The sequence below is a fragment of the Mesorhizobium kowhaii genome, assembly GCF_003253745.1.
GTDB lineage: Bacteria > Pseudomonadota > Alphaproteobacteria > Rhizobiales > Rhizobiaceae > Mesorhizobium > Mesorhizobium kowhaii.
Genome location: NZ_MZXV01000040.1, coordinates 18,729 through 40,504 on the forward strand (window position 1 = coordinate 18,729; position 21,776 = coordinate 40,504).

At 62.4% G+C, this 21,776-nt stretch carries 25 protein-coding genes and 1 pseudogene; 12 read left to right on the forward strand and 14 right to left on the reverse strand.

Features of this window, described 5'->3' with window-relative positions; genetic code table 11:
- Positions 1 to 198: 198 nt before the first annotated feature.
- Complete coding sequence (gene clpX / locus B5V02_RS19060; RefSeq protein ID WP_111545683.1) at positions 199 to 1,473, reverse strand: ATP-dependent Clp protease ATP-binding subunit ClpX; 1,275 nt, start codon at positions 1,471 to 1,473, stop codon at positions 199 to 201.
- A 297-nt stretch (positions 1,474 to 1,770) separates the two neighbouring features.
- Complete coding sequence (gene clpP / locus B5V02_RS19065; RefSeq protein ID WP_111545684.1) at positions 1,771 to 2,400, reverse strand: ATP-dependent Clp endopeptidase proteolytic subunit ClpP; 630 nt, start codon at positions 2,398 to 2,400, stop codon at positions 1,771 to 1,773.
- A 331-nt stretch (positions 2,401 to 2,731) separates the two neighbouring features.
- Here clpP and B5V02_RS19070 point away from each other — a divergent pair, with 331 nt between their 5' ends.
- Entirely contained in the window at positions 2,732 to 3,322 is a 591-nt protein-coding gene (locus B5V02_RS19070; RefSeq protein WP_111545685.1) for a hypothetical protein, read from the forward strand.
- Positions 3,315 to 3,509, forward strand: a complete 195-nt coding sequence (locus B5V02_RS19075) for a hypothetical protein (RefSeq protein ID WP_111545686.1) — start codon at positions 3,315 to 3,317, stop codon at positions 3,507 to 3,509. The genes B5V02_RS19070 and B5V02_RS19075 overlap by 8 nt, the downstream gene beginning before the upstream one ends.
- Before the next feature lie 23 nt (positions 3,510 to 3,532).
- Here the strand turns inward: B5V02_RS19075 and B5V02_RS19080 are convergent, their stop codons facing one another.
- Positions 3,533 to 4,636: an NAD(P)/FAD-dependent oxidoreductase gene (locus B5V02_RS19080; protein ID WP_111545687.1), complete on the reverse strand. Its 1,104-nt coding sequence runs from the start codon at positions 4,634 to 4,636 to the stop codon at positions 3,533 to 3,535.
- Between the two features lie 118 nt (positions 4,637 to 4,754).
- Here B5V02_RS19080 and B5V02_RS19085 point away from each other — a divergent pair, with 118 nt between their 5' ends.
- From B5V02_RS19085 to B5V02_RS19095, 4 genes are all read left to right on the forward strand, one after another.
- Positions 4,755 to 6,005 carry a cytochrome P450 gene (locus B5V02_RS19085; RefSeq protein WP_111545688.1) on the forward strand — a complete coding sequence of 417 codons (1,251 nt, stop codon included), beginning with the start codon at positions 4,755 to 4,757 and terminating at the stop codon, positions 6,003 to 6,005.
- A 135-nt stretch (positions 6,006 to 6,140) separates the two neighbouring features.
- The gene (locus tag B5V02_RS19090) at positions 6,141 to 6,827 is read left to right on the forward strand and encodes a hypothetical protein (RefSeq protein WP_245446019.1); all 687 of its coding nucleotides are present in this window, start codon (positions 6,141 to 6,143) and stop codon (positions 6,825 to 6,827) included.
- A gap of 110 nt (positions 6,828 to 6,937) precedes the next feature.
- Positions 6,938 to 7,096 carry a hypothetical protein gene (locus B5V02_RS41685; RefSeq protein ID WP_245446021.1) on the forward strand — a complete coding sequence of 53 codons (159 nt, stop codon included), beginning with the start codon at positions 6,938 to 6,940 and terminating at the stop codon, positions 7,094 to 7,096.
- Between the two features lie 34 nt (positions 7,097 to 7,130).
- Positions 7,131 to 7,847, forward strand: coding sequence for a transporter substrate-binding domain-containing protein (locus tag B5V02_RS19095; protein ID WP_111545900.1), 717 nt, complete (start codon positions 7,131 to 7,133; stop codon positions 7,845 to 7,847).
- Positions 7,848 to 7,916: 69 nt separating this feature from the next.
- On the opposite strand, the gene B5V02_RS19100 is transcribed toward B5V02_RS19095, so the two are convergent.
- The 7 genes from B5V02_RS19100 to B5V02_RS19130 all read right to left on the reverse strand — a co-directional run bounded on the left by B5V02_RS19100 (position 7,917) and on the right by B5V02_RS19130 (position 12,984).
- On the reverse strand, positions 7,917 to 8,261 hold the full coding sequence (locus tag B5V02_RS19100; RefSeq protein ID WP_111545689.1) for a cupin domain-containing protein: 345 nt from the start codon (positions 8,259 to 8,261) through the stop codon (positions 7,917 to 7,919).
- A gap of 6 nt (positions 8,262 to 8,267) precedes the next feature.
- On the reverse strand, positions 8,268 to 9,548 hold the full coding sequence (locus B5V02_RS19105) for an O-acetylhomoserine aminocarboxypropyltransferase (protein ID WP_111545690.1): 1,281 nt from the start codon (positions 9,546 to 9,548) through the stop codon (positions 8,268 to 8,270).
- Between the two features lie 144 nt (positions 9,549 to 9,692).
- Positions 9,693 to 10,214, reverse strand: coding sequence for a CoA-binding protein (locus tag B5V02_RS19110; RefSeq protein WP_111545691.1), 522 nt, complete (start codon positions 10,212 to 10,214; stop codon positions 9,693 to 9,695).
- Positions 10,201 to 10,965 (reverse strand): GNAT family N-acetyltransferase, encoded by a 765-nt coding sequence (locus B5V02_RS19115; RefSeq protein ID WP_111545692.1) that lies wholly within the window; start codon positions 10,963 to 10,965, stop codon positions 10,201 to 10,203. The genes B5V02_RS19110 and B5V02_RS19115 overlap by 14 nt, the downstream gene beginning before the upstream one ends.
- Positions 10,962 to 11,738, reverse strand: a complete 777-nt coding sequence (locus B5V02_RS19120; RefSeq protein ID WP_111545693.1) for an AAA family ATPase — start codon at positions 11,736 to 11,738, stop codon at positions 10,962 to 10,964. The genes B5V02_RS19115 and B5V02_RS19120 overlap by 4 nt, the downstream gene beginning before the upstream one ends.
- Positions 11,738 to 12,160 (reverse strand): VOC family protein, encoded by a 423-nt coding sequence (locus B5V02_RS19125; RefSeq protein WP_111545694.1) that lies wholly within the window; start codon positions 12,158 to 12,160, stop codon positions 11,738 to 11,740. The genes B5V02_RS19120 and B5V02_RS19125 overlap by 1 nt, the downstream gene beginning before the upstream one ends.
- 2 nt (positions 12,161 to 12,162) lie before the next feature.
- On the reverse strand, positions 12,163 to 12,984 hold the full coding sequence (locus B5V02_RS19130; protein WP_111545901.1) for an enoyl-CoA hydratase: 822 nt from the start codon (positions 12,982 to 12,984) through the stop codon (positions 12,163 to 12,165).
- A gap of 218 nt (positions 12,985 to 13,202) precedes the next feature.
- Between B5V02_RS19130 and B5V02_RS19135 the strand changes: the two genes are divergently transcribed.
- Positions 13,203 to 13,649, forward strand: a complete 447-nt coding sequence (locus tag B5V02_RS19135; RefSeq protein ID WP_111545902.1) for a PaaI family thioesterase — start codon at positions 13,203 to 13,205, stop codon at positions 13,647 to 13,649.
- Between the two features lie 51 nt (positions 13,650 to 13,700).
- Here the strand turns inward: B5V02_RS19135 and B5V02_RS19140 are convergent, their stop codons facing one another.
- On the reverse strand, positions 13,701 to 14,285 hold the full coding sequence (locus B5V02_RS19140) for a TetR/AcrR family transcriptional regulator (RefSeq protein WP_111545695.1): 585 nt from the start codon (positions 14,283 to 14,285) through the stop codon (positions 13,701 to 13,703).
- 91 nt (positions 14,286 to 14,376) lie between these two features.
- On the opposite strand from B5V02_RS19140, the gene B5V02_RS19145 reads away from it, so the two are divergent.
- The 3 genes from B5V02_RS19145 to rpsI all read left to right on the forward strand — a co-directional run bounded on the left by B5V02_RS19145 (position 14,377) and on the right by rpsI (position 16,008).
- Entirely contained in the window at positions 14,377 to 14,778 is a 402-nt protein-coding gene (locus B5V02_RS19145) for an SRPBCC family protein (protein WP_111545696.1), read from the forward strand.
- Positions 14,779 to 15,059: 281 nt separating this feature from the next.
- On the forward strand, positions 15,060 to 15,524 hold the full coding sequence (rplM, locus tag B5V02_RS19150) for a 50S ribosomal protein L13 (protein WP_111545697.1): 465 nt from the start codon (positions 15,060 to 15,062) through the stop codon (positions 15,522 to 15,524).
- A 1-nt stretch (position 15,525) separates the two neighbouring features.
- A complete protein-coding gene (gene rpsI, locus B5V02_RS19155; RefSeq protein WP_111545698.1) occupies positions 15,526 to 16,008 on the forward strand; it encodes a 30S ribosomal protein S9 in 483 nt (160 codons plus the stop codon).
- Between the two features lie 96 nt (positions 16,009 to 16,104).
- On the opposite strand, the gene B5V02_RS19160 is transcribed toward rpsI, so the two are convergent.
- Positions 16,105 to 17,004 carry a LysR family transcriptional regulator gene (locus B5V02_RS19160; RefSeq protein WP_111545699.1) on the reverse strand — a complete coding sequence of 300 codons (900 nt, stop codon included), beginning with the start codon at positions 17,002 to 17,004 and terminating at the stop codon, positions 16,105 to 16,107.
- Positions 17,005 to 17,095: 91 nt separating this feature from the next.
- On the opposite strand from B5V02_RS19160, the gene B5V02_RS19165 reads away from it, so the two are divergent.
- The gene (locus B5V02_RS19165; protein ID WP_111545700.1) at positions 17,096 to 17,968 is read left to right on the forward strand and encodes an aldo/keto reductase family oxidoreductase; all 873 of its coding nucleotides are present in this window, start codon (positions 17,096 to 17,098) and stop codon (positions 17,966 to 17,968) included.
- A 184-nt stretch (positions 17,969 to 18,152) separates the two neighbouring features.
- On the opposite strand, the pseudogene B5V02_RS19170 reads toward B5V02_RS19165, so the two are convergent.
- Together B5V02_RS19170 and B5V02_RS19175 are read right to left on the reverse strand one after the other, a co-directional pair.
- Positions 18,153 to 19,210 (reverse strand): annotated as a pseudogene (locus tag B5V02_RS19170) (glycerophosphodiester phosphodiesterase family protein).
- Between the two features lie 205 nt (positions 19,211 to 19,415).
- Positions 19,416 to 20,624, reverse strand: a complete 1,209-nt coding sequence (locus B5V02_RS19175; RefSeq protein WP_111545701.1) for an acyltransferase family protein — start codon at positions 20,622 to 20,624, stop codon at positions 19,416 to 19,418.
- A gap of 124 nt (positions 20,625 to 20,748) precedes the next feature.
- On the opposite strand from B5V02_RS19175, the gene speB reads away from it, so the two are divergent.
- Positions 20,749 to 21,756, forward strand: a complete 1,008-nt coding sequence (speB, locus tag B5V02_RS19180) for an agmatinase (RefSeq protein ID WP_111545702.1) — start codon at positions 20,749 to 20,751, stop codon at positions 21,754 to 21,756.
- Positions 21,757 to 21,776 lie beyond the last annotated feature (20 nt).

The following is a 21,776-nucleotide window of genomic DNA, read 5'->3' on the forward strand; positions in this document are numbered from 1 at the left end:
GAAATCGGGCACCTCGGCCTTCTCCAATTAGTTGGATGCACGATCCACAAAGATCAAGGGGCCAGTACAAATCCACTCCTCCAACTTGCCCGTAAGTGACACATTTGCGACGGCAAGACCGGGCGCAGCCGCAAAACCCTGCGCGACAGCAAAACGGCGCCTTGCGGCGCCGTTTCAGAATTCCGCTGCGGGCTCATGTCAGGCGCTGACATTGCCCTTCTTTTCCTTCTGTTCGGAATAGATGTAGAGCGGCCGGGCGCTGCCGGTCACCACCTCTTCCGAAATCACCACTTCGCGCACGCCTTCGAGCGCGGGAAGTTCGAACATCGTGTCGAGCAGGATCGCTTCCATGATCGAGCGCAGGCCGCGCGCGCCGGTCTTGCGCTCGATGGCGCGCTTGGCGATCGCCGACAGGGCGTTCTCGTGGAAGGTCAGGTCGACATTCTCCATCTCGAACAGCCGCTGATACTGCTTGACCAGCGCGTTCTTCGGCTCGGTCAGGATCTGGATCAGCGCCGGCTCGTCAAGATCCTCCAGCGTCGCCAGAACCGGCAGACGGCCGACAAATTCGGGGATAAGGCCGAATTTCAAGAGATCCTCGGGCTCGACCAGGCGGAAGACATCGCCGGTGCGGCGATCCTCGGGAGAAGCGACGATGGCGCCGAAGCCGATCGAGGTTTTTCTGCCGCGATCCGAGATGATCTTGTCCAGCCCGGCGAAGGCGCCGCCGCAGATGAACAGGATGTTGGCGGTGTCGACCTGCAGGAATTCCTGCTGCGGATGCTTCCTGCCGCCCTGCGGCGGCACGGAGGCGACGGTGCCTTCCATGATCTTCAGCAGTGCCTGCTGCACGCCCTCGCCCGACACGTCGCGGGTGATCGAGGGATTGTCGGACTTGCGCGAAATCTTGTCGATCTCGTCGATGTAGACGATGCCGCGCTGCGCCCGCTCGACATTGTAGTCGGCCGACTGCAACAGCTTGAGGATGATGTTTTCGACATCCTCGCCGACATAACCGGCTTCGGTCAGCGTCGTCGCATCAGCCATGGTGAAGGGCACGTCGATGATGCGGGCCAGCGTCTGCGCAAGCAGCGTCTTGCCGCAACCGGTCGGGCCGATCAGCAGGATGTTCGACTTGGCCAGCTCGACATCGTTGTTCTTGCCGGCATGCGCGAGGCGCTTGTAGTGGTTGTGGACCGCCACCGACAGCACGCGCTTGGCGTAGGGCTGGCCGATGACATAGTCGTCGAGAACCTTGAGGATCTCCTGCGGAGTCGGCACACCCTCGCGCGACTTCACCATCGAGGTCTTGTTCTCCTCGCGGATGATGTCCATGCAGAGCTCGACGCACTCGTCGCAGATGAAGACCGTCGGACCGGCGATCAGCTTGCGCACTTCGTGCTGGCTTTTGCCGCAAAACGAGCAGTAGAGCGTGTTCTTGGTATCGCCGCTGTTGTTGCCGACCTTGCTCATTTTCCTGTCCTTTCATGGCCGCCCGCCGATGGTCTGGCTGAAAGGGCGCATACTCTATCTATCGCGGGAATCCGCCGCCACCAGTCTCCCGGCTTTCCCGCAACGCATTCCGTACGAAACACAAATCAGAAAACGTGGCAATGATTCGCGACAGCCCCGCATAAAGCTAAGCCGCCGAAACTCAACATAGCCTTAACGTAGGCAATCCTGTCCGCCGAGGGAACAGCCAATTGTGGCCGAAATGCCGCAAGATGCGCCAAAAGCGCGTGATGCCGCCATCCAACTGCCAACTAGCCCTTATGCCACAGCGCTTTCTGCCGCCTCGCGCGACGAAATGACCTTGTCGATCAGGCCGAAATCCCTGGCTTCGTCGGCGGTCATGAAATGGTCGCGGTCGAGAGTCTTCTCGATCTCTTCGTAGCTTTTGCCGGTGTGCTTGACGTAGACCTCGTTGAGGCGACGCTTCAGCTTGATGATGTCCTGGGCATGGCGCTCGATGTCGGACGCCTGGCCCTGGAAGCCGCCGGAAGGCTGGTGAACCATGATGCGGGCGTTCGGCGTGGCGAAGCGCATGTCCTTGTGGCCGGCGGTCAGGAGCAGCGAGCCCATCGAGGCCGCCTGGCCGATGCAGAGCGTCGACACGGCCGGCTTGATGAACTGCATGGTGTCGTAGATCGCCATGCCCGAGGTGACGACGCCGCCCGGCGAGTTGATGTAGAGGTTGATTTCCTTCTTCGGATTCTCGGCTTCGAGGAACAAAAGCTGCGCGCAGACCAGCGTCGCCATGCCGTCCTCGACCGGACCGGTGATGAAAATGATGCGCTCCTTGAGGAGGCGCGAGAAAATGTCGTAGGCCCGCTCGCCGCGATTGGTCTGTTCGACCACCATCGGAACGAGGTTCATGTAGGTTTCGACGGGGTTCTTCATGGATTGTCTCTTATCTCGCGGTGGGATTCCGGCGCCGGGAAGACAGGCAGATCGGGCAGAATCGGTTCTGGATCGTTGTTCTGTAAATAGGATGTCGGCTCATCCTTGTGCAAGGCCGACCCCTCCTAGCCATCTGGGTAAGTCGAATCAAGGTTACATTCGCGGGATTCATCGACCCCGCGTCGTCATCGTTCGGCGACGTCATCACGATCCGTAGCAATTTCTTAACCGCATTGCTTAACGAAATGCGGCAAATTCCCTTCCCCCAGACACCGCTTCCCCTACAATCCAACGTTGAACCGTCATTGTGCCGTTCAACAGGGGGAGTGTCATGTTCAGGAAAACCGCATGCTTCACCATTGCCGGGCTGACCATGCTCGGCACGATTTCTCAAACGGCGGCCGGCGGCCGCGCCGTCGAATGCTATGAACCGGTCCGCACGCCGGCTGTCTACGACACCGTGTACGAAGACGTGCTGGTCAGCCCGCCCGGCCAGCAGGTCGACTATGTTCCCGCTATCTATGGCACCCGCGAACGCGTGGTGATGACGGTTCCGGCACAAGTGACCTACGAGGTCGTGCCTGCCGTCACCCGCACCGTCTACCACACGGTCCAGGTCGATGATGGCGGCTATTCCTGGGAATGGCGCGTCATCCATGGCCGCAAGGTGCTGTGCAAGATCTGGCACAAGGCGCGCTACGGGCGTGTCGCCGAGACCGTGGTGATACAGCCCGAACGGACACGACGCATCGTCACCCCGGCACAATACGACAGCATTGCCGAGGAGGTGCTGGTGCAGCCGGAGCAAAGGCGCATCATCAATGTTCCCGCCTCCTACCAGACCGTCGCGCGGCGCGTGGTGGTCCGCGAAGGTTCATCCGGCTGGCGGCGCGTGCATATTCCCAGGCACTGCAATGGATAGCCTCGGCTGGATCGCCATCGCTTTCGGTGTTGCGGCGGCTTATCTCTTCCAGCGGTACAATCTGTACGATGCGGCGGCGCTAAGATGGAAAAGCCCGTCTGGACCCGATGAGTACTACGCTTATGCGGCGTTCTTCTTTTTTCTGACGATCGCGGGGGTAGCGCTTTTCTTTTACGCCTCCGGCTAGCGCGCTGTCTTACGAGGCTCCGTTCAGGCCACCTCCGCCCGCAGCCATGCCTTCAGGCCGGCGATGTCGCCATCACCAATGGCGGCGGCAACGCGCCGGCCGACCGCCGCGCCGAACTTGTAGCCATGGCCGGAGCAGGCCGAGACGATCAGGCATCTGCCCTTCTCATGCGCCAGGAATTTCTCGTCGGCGGTGAAGGTGTAGGCGCAGGTGACGACCTCGGCCACGTCGTACTCATCGATGCGGGCGATCGGCGGTGAAAACAGGTTGCGGATCGCCTCGCCCTCGCCCGGCACCGGGTCACGGTTCCAGTCGGCGTCGCTGGTCGGCACCCTGTGCAGCCCGGAACCGAATTTCATCCCGGCGCCGCCGGAGGGCGGGATCACGTAGCCGTCGACCGTGCCGCCTATATCGAGGACGACCGGTGCTGCCTGCCAGGCCGCCTTGAGGTCGGCCGGCGGTTCGACATAGGCAAGTGCTGTCCGATAGGTCTTCAACTCGCCGTCCAGTTCGGGGAACAGTTTCAACGCCCAGGCGCCGGCAGCGACGACGATGCGATCGGCCTGCATCGTTTCGCCGCTTTCGAGCACGACGTGACCGGCTTCGGTATCGACTTCGACGACCTTGCTGTTTTCGTAGACATTGGCGCCGTTGGTCCGCAGCCATTTGGCGAGGCCGGAGGCGATCTTGCGGCAATGCAGCGCGCCGCCCTCGGTCGAAAAATAAGCATAGCGGAACGAGCCGTCTTCAAGGAACGGCCAGCGTTCCACGGCTGCATCTGGCTCCAGCAATTCGAACGGAAAATTACCCTCCTCCAGGCCCTCGCGGTATTCCTCGGCCTCGTCGCCCGGCTCGCGCGAAATGCAGACAAAGCCGCGCGCATCGAGGTGGCTTTCGCCGAGATCGGCCCACATCTCGTCCCAGGCCTGATACGCCTCGGTGATCAGCCGGCCATAGCCGGTACCGGCCCGATAGGCACGGCGAATGATGCGGTGATGGTCGCCCGATGCCGCCAGCGGATTGGGGATCGGCCCCTGCTCGACGATGGAAACGCTGTGGCCGGCCTTGACCAGCGACCATGCGGTGGAAAGACCGGCAATGCCCGCGCCGACAACGATCACATTCATCCGTTCAGTCTTTCCGCAGCCGTATCGGCTGGCTCAACGCATTGGGCCGCCAACATTAGTTCATTGGCCGCAACATACGGTCTGGAACCAGGCTGGCAAGCCGCGCTATTGGTCCGGCATGACCAAATTGACGCCCCCCACCCTGGCCTTTGATCCAGCCACTCGCCACCTGAGGCTCGACCCGCATGAGCCGGCCTTTTTTCAAAATCCTTACGAGGCCTATGCCTTTCTGCACGGCGCATCGAATGCATTCTTCTGGGAAGAGTTCGGCTTCTGGTGCTTTGGCGGCTTCGACGACGTCAACCGGCTGCTGCGCGACCGTCGCTTCGGCCGCCAGAACCCGGCCGGCATTCCGGACAGGCGCGGTATCGGACAGGATCGAACCCATCTCAGGGCGTTCGACGGCATCGAAGCCAATTCGTTGCTGGAGCTGGAGCCACCGGTGCACACGCGGCTGAGAACATTGGTCAACCGTGCCTTCGTCTCGCGCCAGGTCGAACGGCTGCGGCCGCGTGTCGAAGCGCTCGCCAACGAACTCATCGACCGTTTCGAACCGCACGGAGCCGTCGACCTCCTGCCCGCCTTCGCGGCGCCGCTACCGATCACCATCATTGCCGAAATGCTCGGCGTGCCGGTCGAGATGGGGCCGCAACTGCTCGACTGGTCGCACCAGATGGTCGCCATGTACATGCATGGCCGCACACGCGAAACCGAGGAGACGGCCAACCGCGCCGCAGGCGATTTTGCCGATTTCCTGCGTGGCTATGTCACCGAGCGGCGCAAGAACCCCGGTGATGACCTGCTGTCGCTGCTGATCTCGGCGCAGGAGGACGGCCAGAAACTGTCGGAGGACGAGATGGTATCCTCGGCGATCCTGCTGCTCAATGCGGGCCATGAAGCGACCGTGCATCAGACCGGCAATGCCGTGCGCTCGATCCTGGCGCAAGGTGGCGATCCGCGCCGCTTCTTCGGCTCACCCGAAGCGACCGCGGCGACAGTCGAGGAATGCCTGCGCTTCGATGCGCCGCTGCATATGTTCACGCGCTACGCCTATCAGGAGATCGAAATCGCTCCCGGCATCGTCGTGCAGCCTGGCCAGACGATCGGGCTGCTGCTTGGCATGGCCAATCATGACCCACGCGCCTTCGCCGAACCGCTCGCCTTCAGCCCGGATCGGACGGACCAGAAGAATGTGTCCTTCGGCGCCGGCATCCATTTCTGCATCGGTGCGCCGCTCGCCCGGCTCGAATTGCAGGTGTCGCTGAAAACTTTGTTCGACCGCCACCCAAAGCTCCATCTTGCCGAACAGCCGCGGTTCCGCGACACTTACCACTTCCATGGGCTGGAAACGCTCGCCGTCGGCTTCTGACGATCGCGGGCCTGGGGCTGCGATATGAGGGTGTTCTCGAGACCGGCGACGGCGTTCGCGGTGGCATTGCTTTGCGCATGCCTGGGGGTGGCGCACGCCCAACAACAGCCGGAAAACATCCCATGGGAAAACAGCGTGGCGATCGCCCAGAAAATGGCGGCCGGTCTGCTGGAGCGGCAGACCGGATCGAAGGGCTTCCCGCCGACATCCTTTGCGGTCGAGGTTGATCTCAACCTCGACGGCTTTCCGGAGATCTTCGCCTATCGCCATAAACCGGACTGCGACGGCGTCCATTGCGGCAACTTCCTGTTTGTCCTCGAAGGCGACAGCTATCAGGAGGTCCTCGGCGACATTCCCGGTGCAAGACTAGTGCCGCAGGACAAGATCGGGCTCAGCGCCTTCAAGCGAAACGGTTTTCTCGACATCCAGTCCGACCAGATGATGATCGGTTGGGACGGCAAGCGCTATGTCGACGCCTCCACATTTCCTGCCTCGTCGCTCGATGGCGCCGCCTTCATGGCGGCTTGCCGGAAAAGCAAATCCAACGAGCAGCCGGCGGAAGGCGAAGCGGAACGCGTGAGCGCTGCCTGCGAATGCCAATTCAACCGGTTTCAGGTAACCGGCTTCACGCAGCCCGATCTCGACACGTACACCGCGTCGCTGGGCGAGAATTTCGAATATCCGACGGGCGCGAAAGAGATTGCCTGGCAAGCCCTTCTGAGAATGCCGAGGATGTCGGCACCGGCTGCGATGTCGCCAGCGGCAAGAGCCAATGGCCGCCGGCCTATTTCAATCATGGCGACCAGCCGCAGCAGAAGCTGAACTTCGAGGGCTTCCTCGATGCCTATCCGGCACAGGATTTCATCCTCACCAACCATAAGATTGGCTCACCGGACCGTGCGCTCAGCCTTTGCGGCTGCCTTGCGCGCGAGATGCCCCCCCAGGGCATCAGCCAGGAGGGGCTCGATCTCCTGGTGCAGTATTATCGCAACGAGATTTCCGACGCCGAGATCGAGGCACAGGACGCCGAGGTCCTGACCTTCCACGACAAGGCGTCGGAGGCTTGCCTCAGCCAGTTCCCGGCGAAATAGGATGGCGACGGTTGTCCAAACATATGACCGAGACATGACTGCGTTGAAATTCGCCTTCCTGGAAGAGCCGCCATTCTGCTTTACTGGTGCGTTGGGCGAGGTCTCAGGCTGTGACGTCGAGCTTGCGCGCAGGCTCGGTGAAATGCTCGGATTGGCGAGCTTCAAGCCGATCGAGACCGAATTCGCTGAATTGCTGCCAGGGCTGGTCGAGGGCCGCTGGACCATGACGACCGGCTTGTTCGTCTCCGAAGAACGCAAGCGGCTTGTCGACTTCACACGGCCGATCTGGGCGCTGCAGGATGGGTTGCTGGTCGCGAAAGACAATCCGCGCGGCTTTCGCGGCTACCAATCCATTGCCAGGGACCGGACGGCGTTGCTTGGCGTCATAACCGATCAGGTCCAGCATCTCACGGCGCTTCACAACGGAATTGCGCCTGAGCAGATCAGGATGTTTGCAACGCAGGCCGATGCGGCGGACGCAGTGGCCAACGGCATGGTGCACGCCTATGCCAGCGTTGCGATGGCGCATCGGGGCTATCTGACCCGGCGGCCCGAAATGCCGCTTGGCCTTGTCGGGGTTCCCGCCAGCGAAAAACAGCCATCGGCCGGTGCCTTCGCGATCGCCAAGGGCAACAGCGCCCTGCTCCGGAGCATCGATGCTTGCCTCGATGCATTGCTGGGCGGCGACTGGCACCGGCAGATGATGGCGCGATACGGATTTTCGGACAGCGATATCGATCGCGTCGTCTGATCCGCCCTGGAAGCCTGTTTTTATGCATGTCGTTCTCCCAAAACCGGGGCCACTTTTGGGCGACATGCATTAGAGCTTGATCACATACTCCTTGCGCGTCGTTTCAAGCACTTCCCAGCTGCCCTTGAAGCCGGGCCTGAGCACAAAGCTGTCGCCGGTTTTGACGGTGCGCGCCGCGCCGCCTTCTTCAGTGACGACCGAAACGCCGGACAGGATGTGGCAGAACTCCCATTCGTCATAGACGATGCTCCATTTGCCCGGGGTCGATTCCCAGACGCCGGCATAGAGGCCGCCGTCCCGCTCCTCGACATTCCAGGTGCGGAATTTCGGATCGCCCGAGATCAGCCGGTCTGGCGCCGGCGCGCCAGATTCGGGTTCGACGTTTTTGGTGTCGACGGAAAGAAATGCGGTCATGATCGATCAGACCTTGGCAAGCGCCTGTTCGAGGTCGGCGACGATGTCGTTGACGTCCTCGATGCCGATGGAAAGCCGCACCGTGTCCGGACCGGCTCCGGCCTTGACCTTCTGCTCGTCGGAAAGCTGGCGGTGCGTGGTCGAGGCCGGGTGGATAACCAGCGACTTGGTGTCACCGACATTGGCCAGGTGCGAGAACAGTTCGAGCGCCTCGACGAACTTGACGCCGGCGTCATAGCCGCCTTTGAGGCCGAAGGTGAACACGGCGCCGGCGCCTTGCGGCGAGTATTTTTTCTGCAGCGCGTTGTTCTTGTCGCTCGGCAGGCCAGGATAGTTCACCGAGGCGACCTTGGGGTGATTGGACAGCCAGGCGGCGACTGTCACGGCATTGTCGCAGTGGCGCTGCATGCGCAGCGGCAAGGTTTCCAGGCCGGTCAGGATGAGGAAGGCGTTGAACGGCGAGATCGCCGGGCCGAGGTCGCGCAGGCCGAGCACGCGCGCGGCAATGGCGAAAGCGAAATTGCCGAAGGTTTCGTGCAGGACGAGGCCGCCATACTCAGGACGCGGTTCCGACAGCATCGGGTACTTGCCCGACTTCGACCAGTCGAAGGTGCCGCAGTCAACGATGGCGCCACCGATCGAATTGCCGTGACCGCCGATGAATTTGGTCAGCGAATGGACGACGATGTCGGCGCCGTGCTCGATTGGGCGGATCAGGTAGGGCGAGGCAAGCGTGTTGTCGACGATGAGCGGCAGGCCGTGCTTGCGCGCGATGTCGCCGATCTTCTCGATGTCGACAAAGGTGCCGGCCGGATTGGCCAGGCTCTCGATGAAGATCGCCTTGGTCCTGTCATCGATCTGGCTCTCGAAGGTCGAGATGTCATTGATGTCGGCCCAGCGCACCTCCCAGCCATAATTCTTGAAGGCATGGCCGAACTGGTTGATCGAACCGCCATAAAGCTTGTTGGCGGCGACGAAATTGTCGCCAGGCTGCATCAGATTGTGGAACACAATCACTTGCGCGGCATGGCCGGAGGCGACCGCAAGCGCCGCCGTGCCGCCTTCGAGGGCCGCGATGCGCTCTTCGAGCACTGCCTGCGTCGGGTTCATGATGCGGGTGTAGATGTTGCCGAAGGCCTTCAGCCCGAACAGCGAGGCGGCATGATCGGCATCGTCGAAGACGAAGGAGGTCGTCTGGTAGATCGGCGTGGCGCGGGCGCCGGTGGCCGGGTCGGGCTTGGCGCCGGCATGGACGGCGAGCGTATTGAAACCGGGCGTGCGGGTCATAAAAGCCTCCCTTTTTGAAACTCTTGAAATGGCCGGGCATTCTTGGCGAAGCCCGGGCGCGAATGCAAAGAAGAAAATGCCCTTCGGCGAATGATCTGCGGCCGAAACGCGAGAAAATGCACCGACTTACGGAATAATTTGCTTCTACTTTTGGCGCACACCAAAACTCTGGAATCCGGGGCGCATCAGCGGCTTTTTCGACGACAAGACGCCGGAATTGACGCCGGTCCAGCCGATCTCGCCGGACAGCTTGCCATATTCGATCTTCGGGCAGCGGTTCATCACCACCTTGATGCCTGCGGCCTCGGCGCGCGCGGCTTCCTCGTCATGGCGCACGCCAAGCTGCATCCAGAGGACTTTCGGCAACGGATCGAGCCGCAACACCTCATCGACGATGCCCGGCACGGCTGTCGCCGCGCGAAAAACGTCGACCATGTCGATCGGTACGGGAACGTCGGCCAGCCTGGCATAGGTCATCCGGCCGAGGATCTCCTTGCCGGCCTGGCCGGGGTTGATCGGGAACACCGAAAATCCCTTGGCTAGCAGATATTTCGCCACGAAATAGCTTGGCCGCACATCATTGGCGGACGCGCCGACCATGGCGATGGTCTTCACCGAATTGAGGATGCCGGCAATGTAGGTGTTGTCGTAACTATCGTGGTTCATGCGGCTTCCTGCGGTAGTGATAGCGGTAAAGTTCACGGCTGAATCCAAGCGAAGCATAGAGCGCACGGCCCGGCGCATTGTCGGCCACCACCTGCAGGCATGCGGCGTGAGCACCTGCCCGTCGCGCCCAGTCGATCAGGCCGCCAACGGTCTTGCGGCCCAGACCTTGCTGCCTGAACCGGCCGTCGGTTTCAACCGATTCCACCACAAGCAGGCCATCGCGGATGACGCCATAGGCCAAGGCGGCAATTTCGCTGTCGCGTTCATAGGACACGAACGCCCGATCGCCGTCGATCAGCCCGGTCATCTCGCGAAAGACGCGGCGATCGGCGTCATCATAAGTGCCCATGCGGAACCGCGCTGCGAGCCAGTCCTCGCCTGGCACCTCGGAAAGCACGACCTGCCCGTCGCGGACTTCCGCGAGGTCACCGATCCCGGCATAGAGATGGATTGTCCCGCCTTCCAGTTGGTAACCGCGGTGGTCGAGCGCGACTTCGAGCTCGTCGGCGATATCAGGCACCCGGAGCAGCGGCGTCTGGCCATGGCCGACGTAGAAGGACTCGGCGGCGTCGATCACCTTCTCAGGCGCGCCGCGCTTGCCACGCAACGGGTTCGCGGAATTGGTGCGCCGGATCCTGCCGCCCGAGCGCCGCAGAAGCCAGCCGCCCGCGACAGTCTCGACGGCAGCCGGCCAGCCTTCGCGACAGGCCTGCTCGATGCGCCAATTGAGGTCATCGTCGCAGACCGTCACGCGTCATCCTCCCTCAGCGCTTCCTCCATAAACGCCTGCGGATCGGTGCAGAAGTCGCGCATCATGCGAAAATGGTCGGTATCGCTGAAATCGGTCGGGTCGAGACCGAAGCGGCTGATGCGGAACAGCCGCGCGCCGGGGCAAGCCATCAGCAGTGGCGAGTGCGTCGCCATGATGACTTGCGCGGTGCCCGACTGGTCCATCCGCCGCAGCATTTTGAGCAGCTCGATCTGGCGCGACGGCGAGAGCGCGCTCTCGGGTTCGTCGAGGATGTAGATGCCTTGCCTGCGGCAGCGCTCCTCGAAGAAGCGGATGAACCCCTCGCCATGCGACCAGGACAGGAAGTCCGGTGGCGCCCCGCCAGATTCCCTAGCTGCCTCGTCGAGGTAACGGGCAACGGAATAGAAGGATTCGGCGCGGAAGAACCAGCCGGCGGTGACCTTCGGCAGCCAGTGGCAACGAAAACTGTCAGCCAGCGCGGCACCGCTCTTGTCGATGGCACGAGAATGGTCGACCGGCCTGTAGCCCTTGCCACCACCGGCTTCGTCGTAACCGGCGAGCGCGCCGATCGCCTCGAGCAGCGTCGATTTGCCGGTGCCGTTCTCGCCGACGATGATGGTGATCGGCGTGGTGAATTCGAGTTCGAAATCGTGGCCGCGAAACAGCGGCAGGTTCCAGGGGTATTTTTCCCAATCCTCGACCCGCGCCGGGTCAAGCAGGATGCGCTTGAGGTAGGGTGCCTTGAGCCGCGTCAGCTGCTTGCGATAGGCCATCAGTCAGGCAGGGAAATCGTGCCGTCTTCCGCGATCGGAAAGGCCGGATTGTGCGCCACTTCCCAGACATGCCCGTCGGCATCGGCGAAATAACCGTACCAGCCGCCCCAGAAGGCACGGCCGGCCGGCTTGACGATACGTCCGCCGGCCTTCTCGGCCATGGCAAGCACCTCGTCGACTTCGGCATCGGAGCGGGTGTTGTAGGCGAGGTAGACGGCGGATGGCGCCCCGGCAAAGGCAATGCCGGAATCCTCCTCGGCGCTGGCGCGCGGGAACAGGCCGAGAATGGCGCCGCCCATCTGGAAGAAGGCGACACCGTCGGTGATGCGGGCATGACGGGTCAGGCCCATCGCCTCGTAGAAGCGCACGGCGCGGTCGAGATCGTCGGTCGCGATGGTGACGATGGAGATGCGCGGTTCCACGACTACTCGTCCGTCCATTCCGGCTTGCGCTTGCCGATGAAGGCGCCAATGCCCTCCTCCGCGTCACGCGCCAGCATGTTCTCGACCATGATCCGGCCGGTATAAGCATAGGCGTCGGCCAGTCCCATCTCGGCCTGCGCGTAAAACGCTTCCTTGCCGGTCTTGATCACCAAAGATGATTTGGAAGCAATGGTTTGCGCGTATTTGGTGACAATCTGATTCAGATATTCGCGTGGCACGACGCGGTTGACCAGGCCGAACTCCTTGGCGGTTGCCGCATCGATCGTCTCGCCGGTCAACAGCATTTCCATCGCATGCTTGCGCGAGACGTTGCGCGACAACGCCACCATCGGCGTCGAGCAGAACAGACCGATGTTGACGCCTGGCGTGCAGAAGGTCGCTTCATGCGACGCGATCGCCAGATCGCAGCTGGCGACGAGTTGCAGCCCGGCGGCGGTGGCCAGGCCGTCGACTTCGGCAATCACCGGCAGGGGATGACGCACGATCGCCTGCATCAGCGTGGCGCAAGCCGCAAAGGTCTCTGCGAAGAAGGCCTTGCCACGATCGGCGTCGGCGCGCCGCGCCGTCATTTCCTTGAGATCGTGGCCAGCGCAAAACACCTTGCCGGCCGCCGACAGTACAATGACGCGAACCGCCTTGTCGGTCTTGGCACGCTCGAGTTCAGTCGTCAGCGCCGCCATCGCCGCCAGCGACAAGGCGTTGGCGGGCGGATTGGCGAGCGTGAGGCGCAGCACGCCCTTGTCCAGTTGTACGACAACCGGACCGTCAACGGCGGCAGGCTTGATGGCAAGGATTTCAGCCATGGTCGTTTCTCCGCGATTCTGGATCATGGTTGGATGCTTCAATCTTCAATCTAGTATGCCATCACGCTTCGTCCAACACCCTCAAACAGATTGCTGGCACAAGCGACAAGGCTGCCCTGCATTTGTCCCGATGGCTTAGGATTGTCATCAATGACGGCTGACCGGTGTTGCCAGAATACCCAGCCGCGTTCAAACAGGCGCACACAATGGAGACCGCCATGCCCGCCCAGAGCAATCTCAAGCCGGTGCTGACGGCGGCGGAAGTCAATGCGCTGATGGCAACCGTCTATCCCCAGCTCAACGACCAGTTCAAACATTACGAGGCGATCGACGTGTTTCCGGGCGGTTGCATTGTGCGGCTCAATGCCGACGAGCGGCACCTGCGTCCCGGCGGCACCGTATCCGGTCCGTCACTGTTCACGCTGGCCGATATCGGTGGCTATGTCTGCGTGCTCTCCCATGCCGGGCCAGACGCGCTTTCCGTTACCGTCAATCTCGACATCAACTTCGTTCGCAAGGCCGAGGCCGGGCCGATCGACGGCCATTGCCGCATCCTGAAGCTCGGAAAGAGCCTGATGGTGTTCGACATCGACATCGTCGCCGGCCGGGACGGACACACTGTGGCACACGCCACCGGCACCTATTCGATCCCGCCGAAGCGGTAGACGAATTCCTCTCGCCAATGTTTCCCAACGCAGGACCATCTGCGTCTGCTGCTATGCGTCTGCCGACAGCCCCAGGATTCGTAGCACCGTCTCGCGAATGAGGCGGCGCAAGTTTGCAGGTTTATCAAGATGGCTGGCGACCAGCAGTCCGTCGTTGGCAACAGTCAGGACATCGGCCGTGGTTTCGGGGTCCAGGCACCCGTCGGCTTCAAGCAGACCGAGCAGGAGGTCTCGCTTCCATTGCCTATGCTCGTCAATCGCCTGCCGTACTGGATGGCTCGGCTCAGGATATTCGGCGGCAGCATTCAGAAACGGGCAGCCGCGGTAGCCAGGCTGAGCGGCGGCGTCCGCAACGAGATCAAAAATAGCCAGGATCGAATCCCGCGCCGATCGCTCGCTGATCTTATCGATCATGGCCCTCCCTTGCCGGCTTTGGCCCTGAATGTAGGCGCGGACGAGTTCGTCCTTGGCCGGAAAGTACTTGTAGAAAGTGGCCTTGGCCACGCCCGCCTCGGCGATGATCCGGTCGATGCCGACCGCGTGCACGCCCTCGGCATAGAACAGGTTCGTGGCGGTATCGAGTATGCGGTTGCGCGCAGCACTCTCCCGGCCGATGTCAGTAGCGTGGTCCACCATATCGAATACCCTTTGACGTCAACCCTTTTCCGCCATACAGACAGATTTGTCTAGTAGACAAATCTGTCTGCTCTTGAACGAGAGGTGCCAAATGGGATCAGTTATCAGGGAAATGATAGTCGACGCATCGCCGGAGAAGGTCTGGCACACCGTAGGCAACTTCGCCGAGGGGCCGCGACTAACGACGCCAGATATTTTCGTGGACTGCCGGTTGATCGAGCCCGACTTGAGGCAAATGACCTTCGCCGACGGCAAGATCGTGCGGGAGAGGCTCATCGCCCGCGACGAACCGGCGCGCCGCATCGTCTGGGCGTGGCAAGGGGAAGAGGTAAAGCACGACAACACCTCGATGCAGGTCTTTGCCGAGAGTAATGGACGCAGCCGGCTGGTATGGATTCATGACACATCGCCGGACGACCTTTGCGACTGGCTTGCCGTCGCGATGGACCAGCTTGCGCCCGAGATACGCCGCTCGCTCGAAAGAGCCAACTGAAGACCCCAGCCGGCCAAGGGACGTTCCGGCCATGCCCCGGAACATCCATTCTTGAGGTATTATAATACCTCACTACTAACCCATTGTTTTTGCCTGATCTTTTTGGAATATTCTAGAAACTGCGGACTTGACGTGCCCCCTCACCCTCGCCTATAAGCCCTCACGAAGCAGCGGCCCGCAAAGGCCGCCGTTTTGTTATTGGCGGCGAGCAAGCGCTTTTCGCCAATCCAAGCAACAAGAAACGCCTTCCGTTGTGAAGGTCCGAACCGAAAGCAGAAAACATGACAACCTTTTCGCAGAAGCCTGCGGATGTGGTGAAGAAGTGGATCCTGATCGACGCCGAGGGTCTCGTCGTCGGCCGTCTCGCCACTGTCATCGCCAATCATCTTCGCGGCAAGCACAAGCCGACCTTCACCCCGCATGTCGACGACGGCGACAACGTCATCGTGATCAATGCCGACAAGGTGGTGTTCACCGGCAAGAAGTTCACCGACAAGGTCTATTACTGGCACACCGGCCACCCCGGCGGCATCAAGGAGCGCACCGCGCGCCAGCTGCTCGAGGGTCGTTTCCCCGAGCGTGTCGTCGAGAAGGCCGTCGAGCGCATGGTGCCGCGTGGCCCGCTCGGCCGTCGCCAGATGAAGAACCTGCGCGTCTATGCAGGTGCAGAGCATCCGCATGTCGCCCAGCAGCCCGAGATTCTCGACGTGGCCGCGCTGAATTCCAAGAACAAGAAGGTCGCATAAGATGGCTGAGCTTTCCTCGCTCGCAGAACTGGGCGCCGCCACCGGCAACACCAACACCCAGCCGGCAGCCCCCGTCCACGTCCAGAAGCTCGACAAGTCGGGCCGCGCCTATGCCACCGGCAAGCGCAAGAACGCCATCGCGCGTGTCTGGGTGAAGCCGGGTTCCGGCAAGATCGTCGTCAACGACAAGGAATTCGCGACCTATTTCGCGCGTCCGGTCCTGCAGATGATCCTCAACCAGCCGATCATCGCCGCCAACCGTTCGGGCCAGTACGACATCGTCGCCACCGTCATCGGCGGCGGCCTCTCGGGCCAGGCCGGCGCGGTGCGTCATGGCATCTCCAAGGCGCTGACCTATTACGAGCCGACGCTGCGCGCCGTGCTCAAGAAGGGTGGCTTCCTGACCCGCGACAGCCGCGTCGTCGAGCGCAAGAAGTACGGCAAGGCGAAGGCCCGCCGCTCGTTCCAGTTCTCGAAGCGCTAAGCGCACCGCAGCTTCAGACAATCAAAAGGCCGCCTCCGGGCGGCCTTTTTCTTTTGGGGTGACGGCGCCGGCGCAGTTCATGCCTGGCGCCAGGTCTCAGGGTCTGCCGCCCTTGATGAAGTCGATGAACGCCCGCAGCGGGGCCGGCACGAGGCGCCGGCCGGGATAGTAGAGGAACGGCCCGGAGAAGTTCTGCCACCACGGTTCGAGAATGGGCTCAAGCGCGCCGCTCTCGAAGTGAGGGCGAAGCCAGCCCTCGAAGAGGCCGATGATGCCGGTGCCGGCTATGGCCGCATCGACGGCCAGATCGGTCGCCCCGCCGATCCGCACGATCAGCGGCCCCGTCGGATCGATCCGCACCACCTCACTGTTGCGCTCGAACTCCCACGGCAACATCGCGCCGCTGGCAAAGCGGCCGCGCACACAGGCGTGGCCGAGCAGGTCGCTCGGGTGTTCTGGCCGCCCATGGCGATCGAGATAGGCGGGGCTGGCGGCAGTGGCGAAGCGTTGCACGCGCGGTCCAATCGGCACCGCGATCATGTCCTGTTCCAGCCGCTCGTCATAACGGATGCCGGCGTCGCAGCCGGCCGCCAGCACGTCGACAAAGTTCTCATCGGCGATCACCTCCAGCCGGATGCCGGGAAAGGCGGCGAGGAAGCCCGGAACAATGTCGGGCAATATCAGCCGCGCGGCACTGACCGGCACATTGAGACGCAACGAGCCCGCCGGCCTGTCGCGGAAGCCATTCACCACGTCGAGGGCCGCCTCCACCTCCGACAGCGCCGGGCCGAGCCGCTCCAGCAGGCTGAGACCTGCCTCGGTTGGGACAACGCTGCGCGTCGTGCGGTTGAACAGTCTGACGCCGAGCTGCACTTCCAGGCGACGCACCGCCTCGCTCAAGCCGGAGGCGCTGCCGCCGCTGGCACGCGCACCGTCGCGAAAGCCGCCGGCGCGGGCCACCGCCACGAAGGCGTTCAGATCACCGAGGTCCATCATTGTGCGCAATTCCGTACAGCCTGTGTGGATTGTACCTGATTATCACGAAGTTGAGCAGCGCCTATCTTTGTCTCCTCAAAGGAGATCACTCATGTCTGATATTCAACAGGCCGGCACCTTCACCCTTGGCAGCCATACTGTGAAGCGGCTTGGCTACGGCGCCATGCAACTCGCCGGACCCGGTGTGTTCGGCCCGCCCAAGGACCATGACGCGGCAGTGGCGGTGCTGCGTGAAGCCGTTCTGCAGGGGGTCGACCACATCGACACCAGCGACTTCTATGGCCCGTACGTCACCAACCGGCTGATCCGCGAGGCGCTGGCGCCCTACCCCCAGGATCTCGTCATCGTCACCAAGATCGGCGCCCGGCGCGGCACGGATGGATCATGGCTGCCGGCCTTTTCCGCCGAGGCGCTGACCCAGGCTGTGCACGACAATCTGCGCAATCTCGGGCTCGAGGTGCTCGACGTGGTCAACCTACGGATCATGTTCGATACCCATGGTCCCGCCGAAGGGTCGATCGAAGCGCCGCTCACCGTGCTGGCCGAGCTTCAGCGGCAGGGCCTGGTCAGGCACATCGGGCTGAGCAACGTGACATCGACTCAGATCAAGGAAGGACGCCGGATTGCCGAGATCGTCTGCGTGCAGAACCAGTACAATCTGGCGCATCGCGGCGACGACGCCCTGATCGACGACCTCGCCCGTGACGGCATTGCCTATGTGCCGTTCTTCCCGCTCGGCGGCTTCAATCCGCTGCAGTCTTCGACGCTGTCCGACGTGGCGCAGCGCCTCGGCGCCACCCCGATGCAGGTCGCGCTCGCCTGGCTGCTGCGTCGCGCGCCCAACATCCTGCTGATCCCCGGCACGTCTTCGGTCGGGCATTTGGAGGAAAACCTCGCCGCGACAGAACTTGCGCTGCCAGAGGATGCGCTCAGGGAATTGGACGGCGTGGCAATGGCGGCCTGACGGCAAACGACGCGCTGCGCAGTTTCACTCGCGCAAGGCCGCCATCTCGGATTTCCTAGAGCGGTTCATCGTTTCACGGAAACGCAGAACCGCTCTATCTCTCTTTGTTTTGGCGCAATTCCCTAAGGGAAAGCGCTACGCGCTTTTCCCGGGAAAACCGTTTCACACTTTTCCTGGAATTACTCTAATTGATGCTCGCCGTGTTGGCGGGCTCAGCCGGCCGCGCCTCGTCGGCATAAGGCACGCGGTAGCCATTCGCCGCCAGCCAGTCGATTGCCGCCTTCGGCTCGTCGGTCTGGATGATGGTGGCGCCGCGGTCGGCCCAGAAGCCCCAGCTTTCGCGCGGCAGGCTGGCCTTGACCGCCAGTTCGTCGCCGCGGCCGCCGGCCAGGAAGCCGCCCGGCTTGTTGACGATGGCGTAGGTGTCGGCCCAGATGTGCCAGTTGCCACGCACCGCGGCCGCGCGCATGCGCGTGCTGAACAGCGGTCCGCCGGTCTCGGTCAGCGTCTCAGCGCCGGCCCGCCAGTTGATCAGCTCGGTCGCGCGCGGCGAGAAGACGTGGTCGACCGTCTCGGCGAAAGCGGCATCGTGCACCGCGTCGTCAGCGATGATCGGCATGAACTGGAAGCCACCGCCAATGGCATCCATGGCGGCCTTCACCGTGGCAATCCGGGTGGCGTTCCACAGGTTCTCCTTGACGATGACCTGTTCGGCCATGCCGAGATCGCGAGCCACCGCAATCATGCCGGAGAGGTCGCCGACCTCGAGCTTGTTGTCGAGGTTGATGAGGATCCTGTCCCTGGTCGCCAGCAGCATCTCGCGCAGCGTCGAAACTGTCTCATTGGTGGCGACGCCGGTACCCTCAACCACCAATCGGCAGGTCTTCAGTTCGGCCAGCGTGCGCTTGACCACCTCACCTTGCAGGTCGTGGTGCGGTCGAGCCAGCTGTCATGCATGATGACGAACTCACCGTCCTTCGAGCGCCTGATGTCGACCTCGACGATTTCGGCGCCCATGGCGATCGAGCCTTGCACGGCCGCGATCGAATTTTCCGCATAGAGCGTCTTGCCGGCCTGCATGCTGCCGGCGCGATGCGCGGCGATCATGACGTGGTCGCGCCACTGGTTGGCCTGTTCGAAGCGGTCGAGAATCTGCCTGGCGCGGGTTTCGCCGGCCAGGGACTGGCTTGCGGAGGCCGCAAGTGCCGCGGAAAGCAGAAGGCTCAGCCAGAGGGTTCGCATCGAGAATCGCTCCTTGCCGGATCGAAACCCGGATAGGCGATGCCCGTGACAGCTCGGTGAACGAAGCCGGCTAGAGGATGTCTTGTTTGAACATGATCTTTTCCGAAAACCGGCTTCCACTTTTCGGGATCATGCTCGCGGGATCTCTGGTTTGAGCATGATCCTTTCCGAAAACCGGCTTCCACTTTTCGGGATCATGCTCGCGTCAAATGCGTTTCGAGAGCCGGCGGAACCAGGCCAAGGCCGGCATTTCGACGAAACGCCAGGTGATCCAGGAGGCGGCGATGGTGGCGAGAAGCATGACGACGATCGCCACGGCGCCTGTCCAGCCGGCGCCGAAGCCCGTCGCGGGCTGGCCGCGCAGCACGATGTCACCGATCAGGCCCAAGCCGAGCTTGCGCTCGACGAGCCCGGCGACGTTGATCATGCGCGCCTGGACGAAGATGTGGACCATGTAGATCGAATAGGACAGCGCGCCCAGCGTCAGCATGAACGGGGTCCTGAGCAAGGCGCTGATCCAGCCGCCTTCATGGGCGAAGAGAAACAGCGCCAGCGCGAACACCAGGGGTGCCGCGATGCCGAAATCATTGTCGCCCGCCAACGAGACAAAAAGCACGATGACGGCGACCATGACGATCTCGGCAAGCGTCCAGGCCATGCGCGGGCCGCCCTTGGCCAGCGCCTGTCGCGCCCCTGCAATGGAATCATGCTGAAACCAGGCAAGCAAGGCGCCGAGCGAGAAGCCGTACAGGCAGCGGATGAAGCCGAAATCGAAGGACACATCCATATGATGGGTCGAGAAGCCAAGCAGGAACAGCGGCGCGGTGACGGCAGCGCCGACGAACCATATCCAGGCGCTCGCTCCGGCGGCGAAGACCACACCCGCAAACAGGAGATAGGCGAAGAACTCCGCGGAAATGCTCCAGCTTGGCGCATTCCAGGTCAGCTGATCCTCGAAGCCGACGCCTTGCAGCAAGAGAAGATTGGCAAGCAGACTCCTAGGGTCGAAGCCACCGGTGAAGGGAGCAGCCCCGGTGCCATGCAGTTGCGGCAACATCAGCCGCAGCAGCTCGAAGCCGGCAAAGGCGACAAGCATGAGCAGGTGCAGCGGGTAGATGCGGCCGAAACGGACCAGGGCAAAGCGGGCGACCTCTTCCGGCTGGCTCAGCCGGTTGCCGTAGCTGCTGGCGATGACGAAACCGGAAAGGACGAAGAAGAAGTCGACGAAGAGGTAGGACGAACCGATGAAGGCGCTTTGCGAAATCGTCGAACCGGTCGGGAAGTGAAACAGCGCCACCAGCAGCGCGCAGATACCGCGCCACGAATCGAGAACCAGGAAGCGTTCGCCGGCGATCGTGCCGGTGTGGGTCGACACCACGGCGCGGGGAGGATTAAGAAACGCCGTCTGCGTCATGGTGATACAAATCCTGTTTTGTCATGGCACTCCAGGGGCGCCATTTCGTCTCGCCAAGCTGTGACTGGCATCTTCCGTGCCGGTTCTGTAGTTGTTGCACCCCGATGAAAAACGAGGATCCGTAATGGCGACCAACAACATCGACCATGCCTTCACCGCCCGCTCCAAAACGGGCGCTGCCCTCGAGCCGACCTATTCCGGCGCGCTGTCTTTCATGCGGCGCAAATACACGAAGGACGTGAAGGGCGCGGACGCTGTGGTATGGGGCATTCCCTTCGACGCCGCCGTCACCAACCGGCCCGGCGCCCGCTTTGGGCCGCAGGCGATCCGCCGCGCCTCGGCGATCCTCGACAATGACCCGCAATACCCGTTTTCACGCGATCTGTTCGAGCATCTCGCGGTGGTCGACTATGGCGATTGCCTGCTCGACTCAGGCAACCACCAGAAGACGCCCGGCACGATCGAGCGCGAAGCGGCGAAGATCCTCAAATCCGGCGCCTTCCTGTTGTCGCTCGGTGGCGATCATTTCGTCACCTGGCCGCTGCTCAAGGCGCATGCCGCCATCCACGGCCCGCTCGCCCTGGTGCAGTTCGATGCCCACCAGGATACCTGGCCGGACGATGGCAAACGCATCGACCACGGATCCTTCGTCGGCCGCGCCGTCAAGGAAGGCATCATCGATCCCGACCGCTCGATCCAGATCGGCATTCGCACTCATGCGCCCGACACGTTCGGCATCAAGATCCTCTACGGCCACGAAATCGAGGAGATGCGCGCGTCCGACATCGCGTACGCCATCGTCGACCGCACCGGCGGCAAGAAGACCTACCTCACCTTCGACATCGACTGCCTCGACCCGGCCTACGCGCCCGGCACCGGCACGCCGGTTGCCGGCGGGCCGTCCTCGGCAAAAATCCTGTCGACGCTGCGCCAGCTCAACCAGATCGATATTGTCGGCGCCGATGTCGTCGAGGTTGCGCCGGCCTATGATCACGCCGATATAACGGCGATTGCCGGCTCGATGGTGGCGATGCAGTATCTCGGTCTGCTGGCCGAACGAAAGGCCCGGCTTGAAGAGCTGAACAACGGCAACCACAACGGTGCCGCGGTGAATCACGGTCAGGGCATATAGTCTTGAAATATCAGGGAATT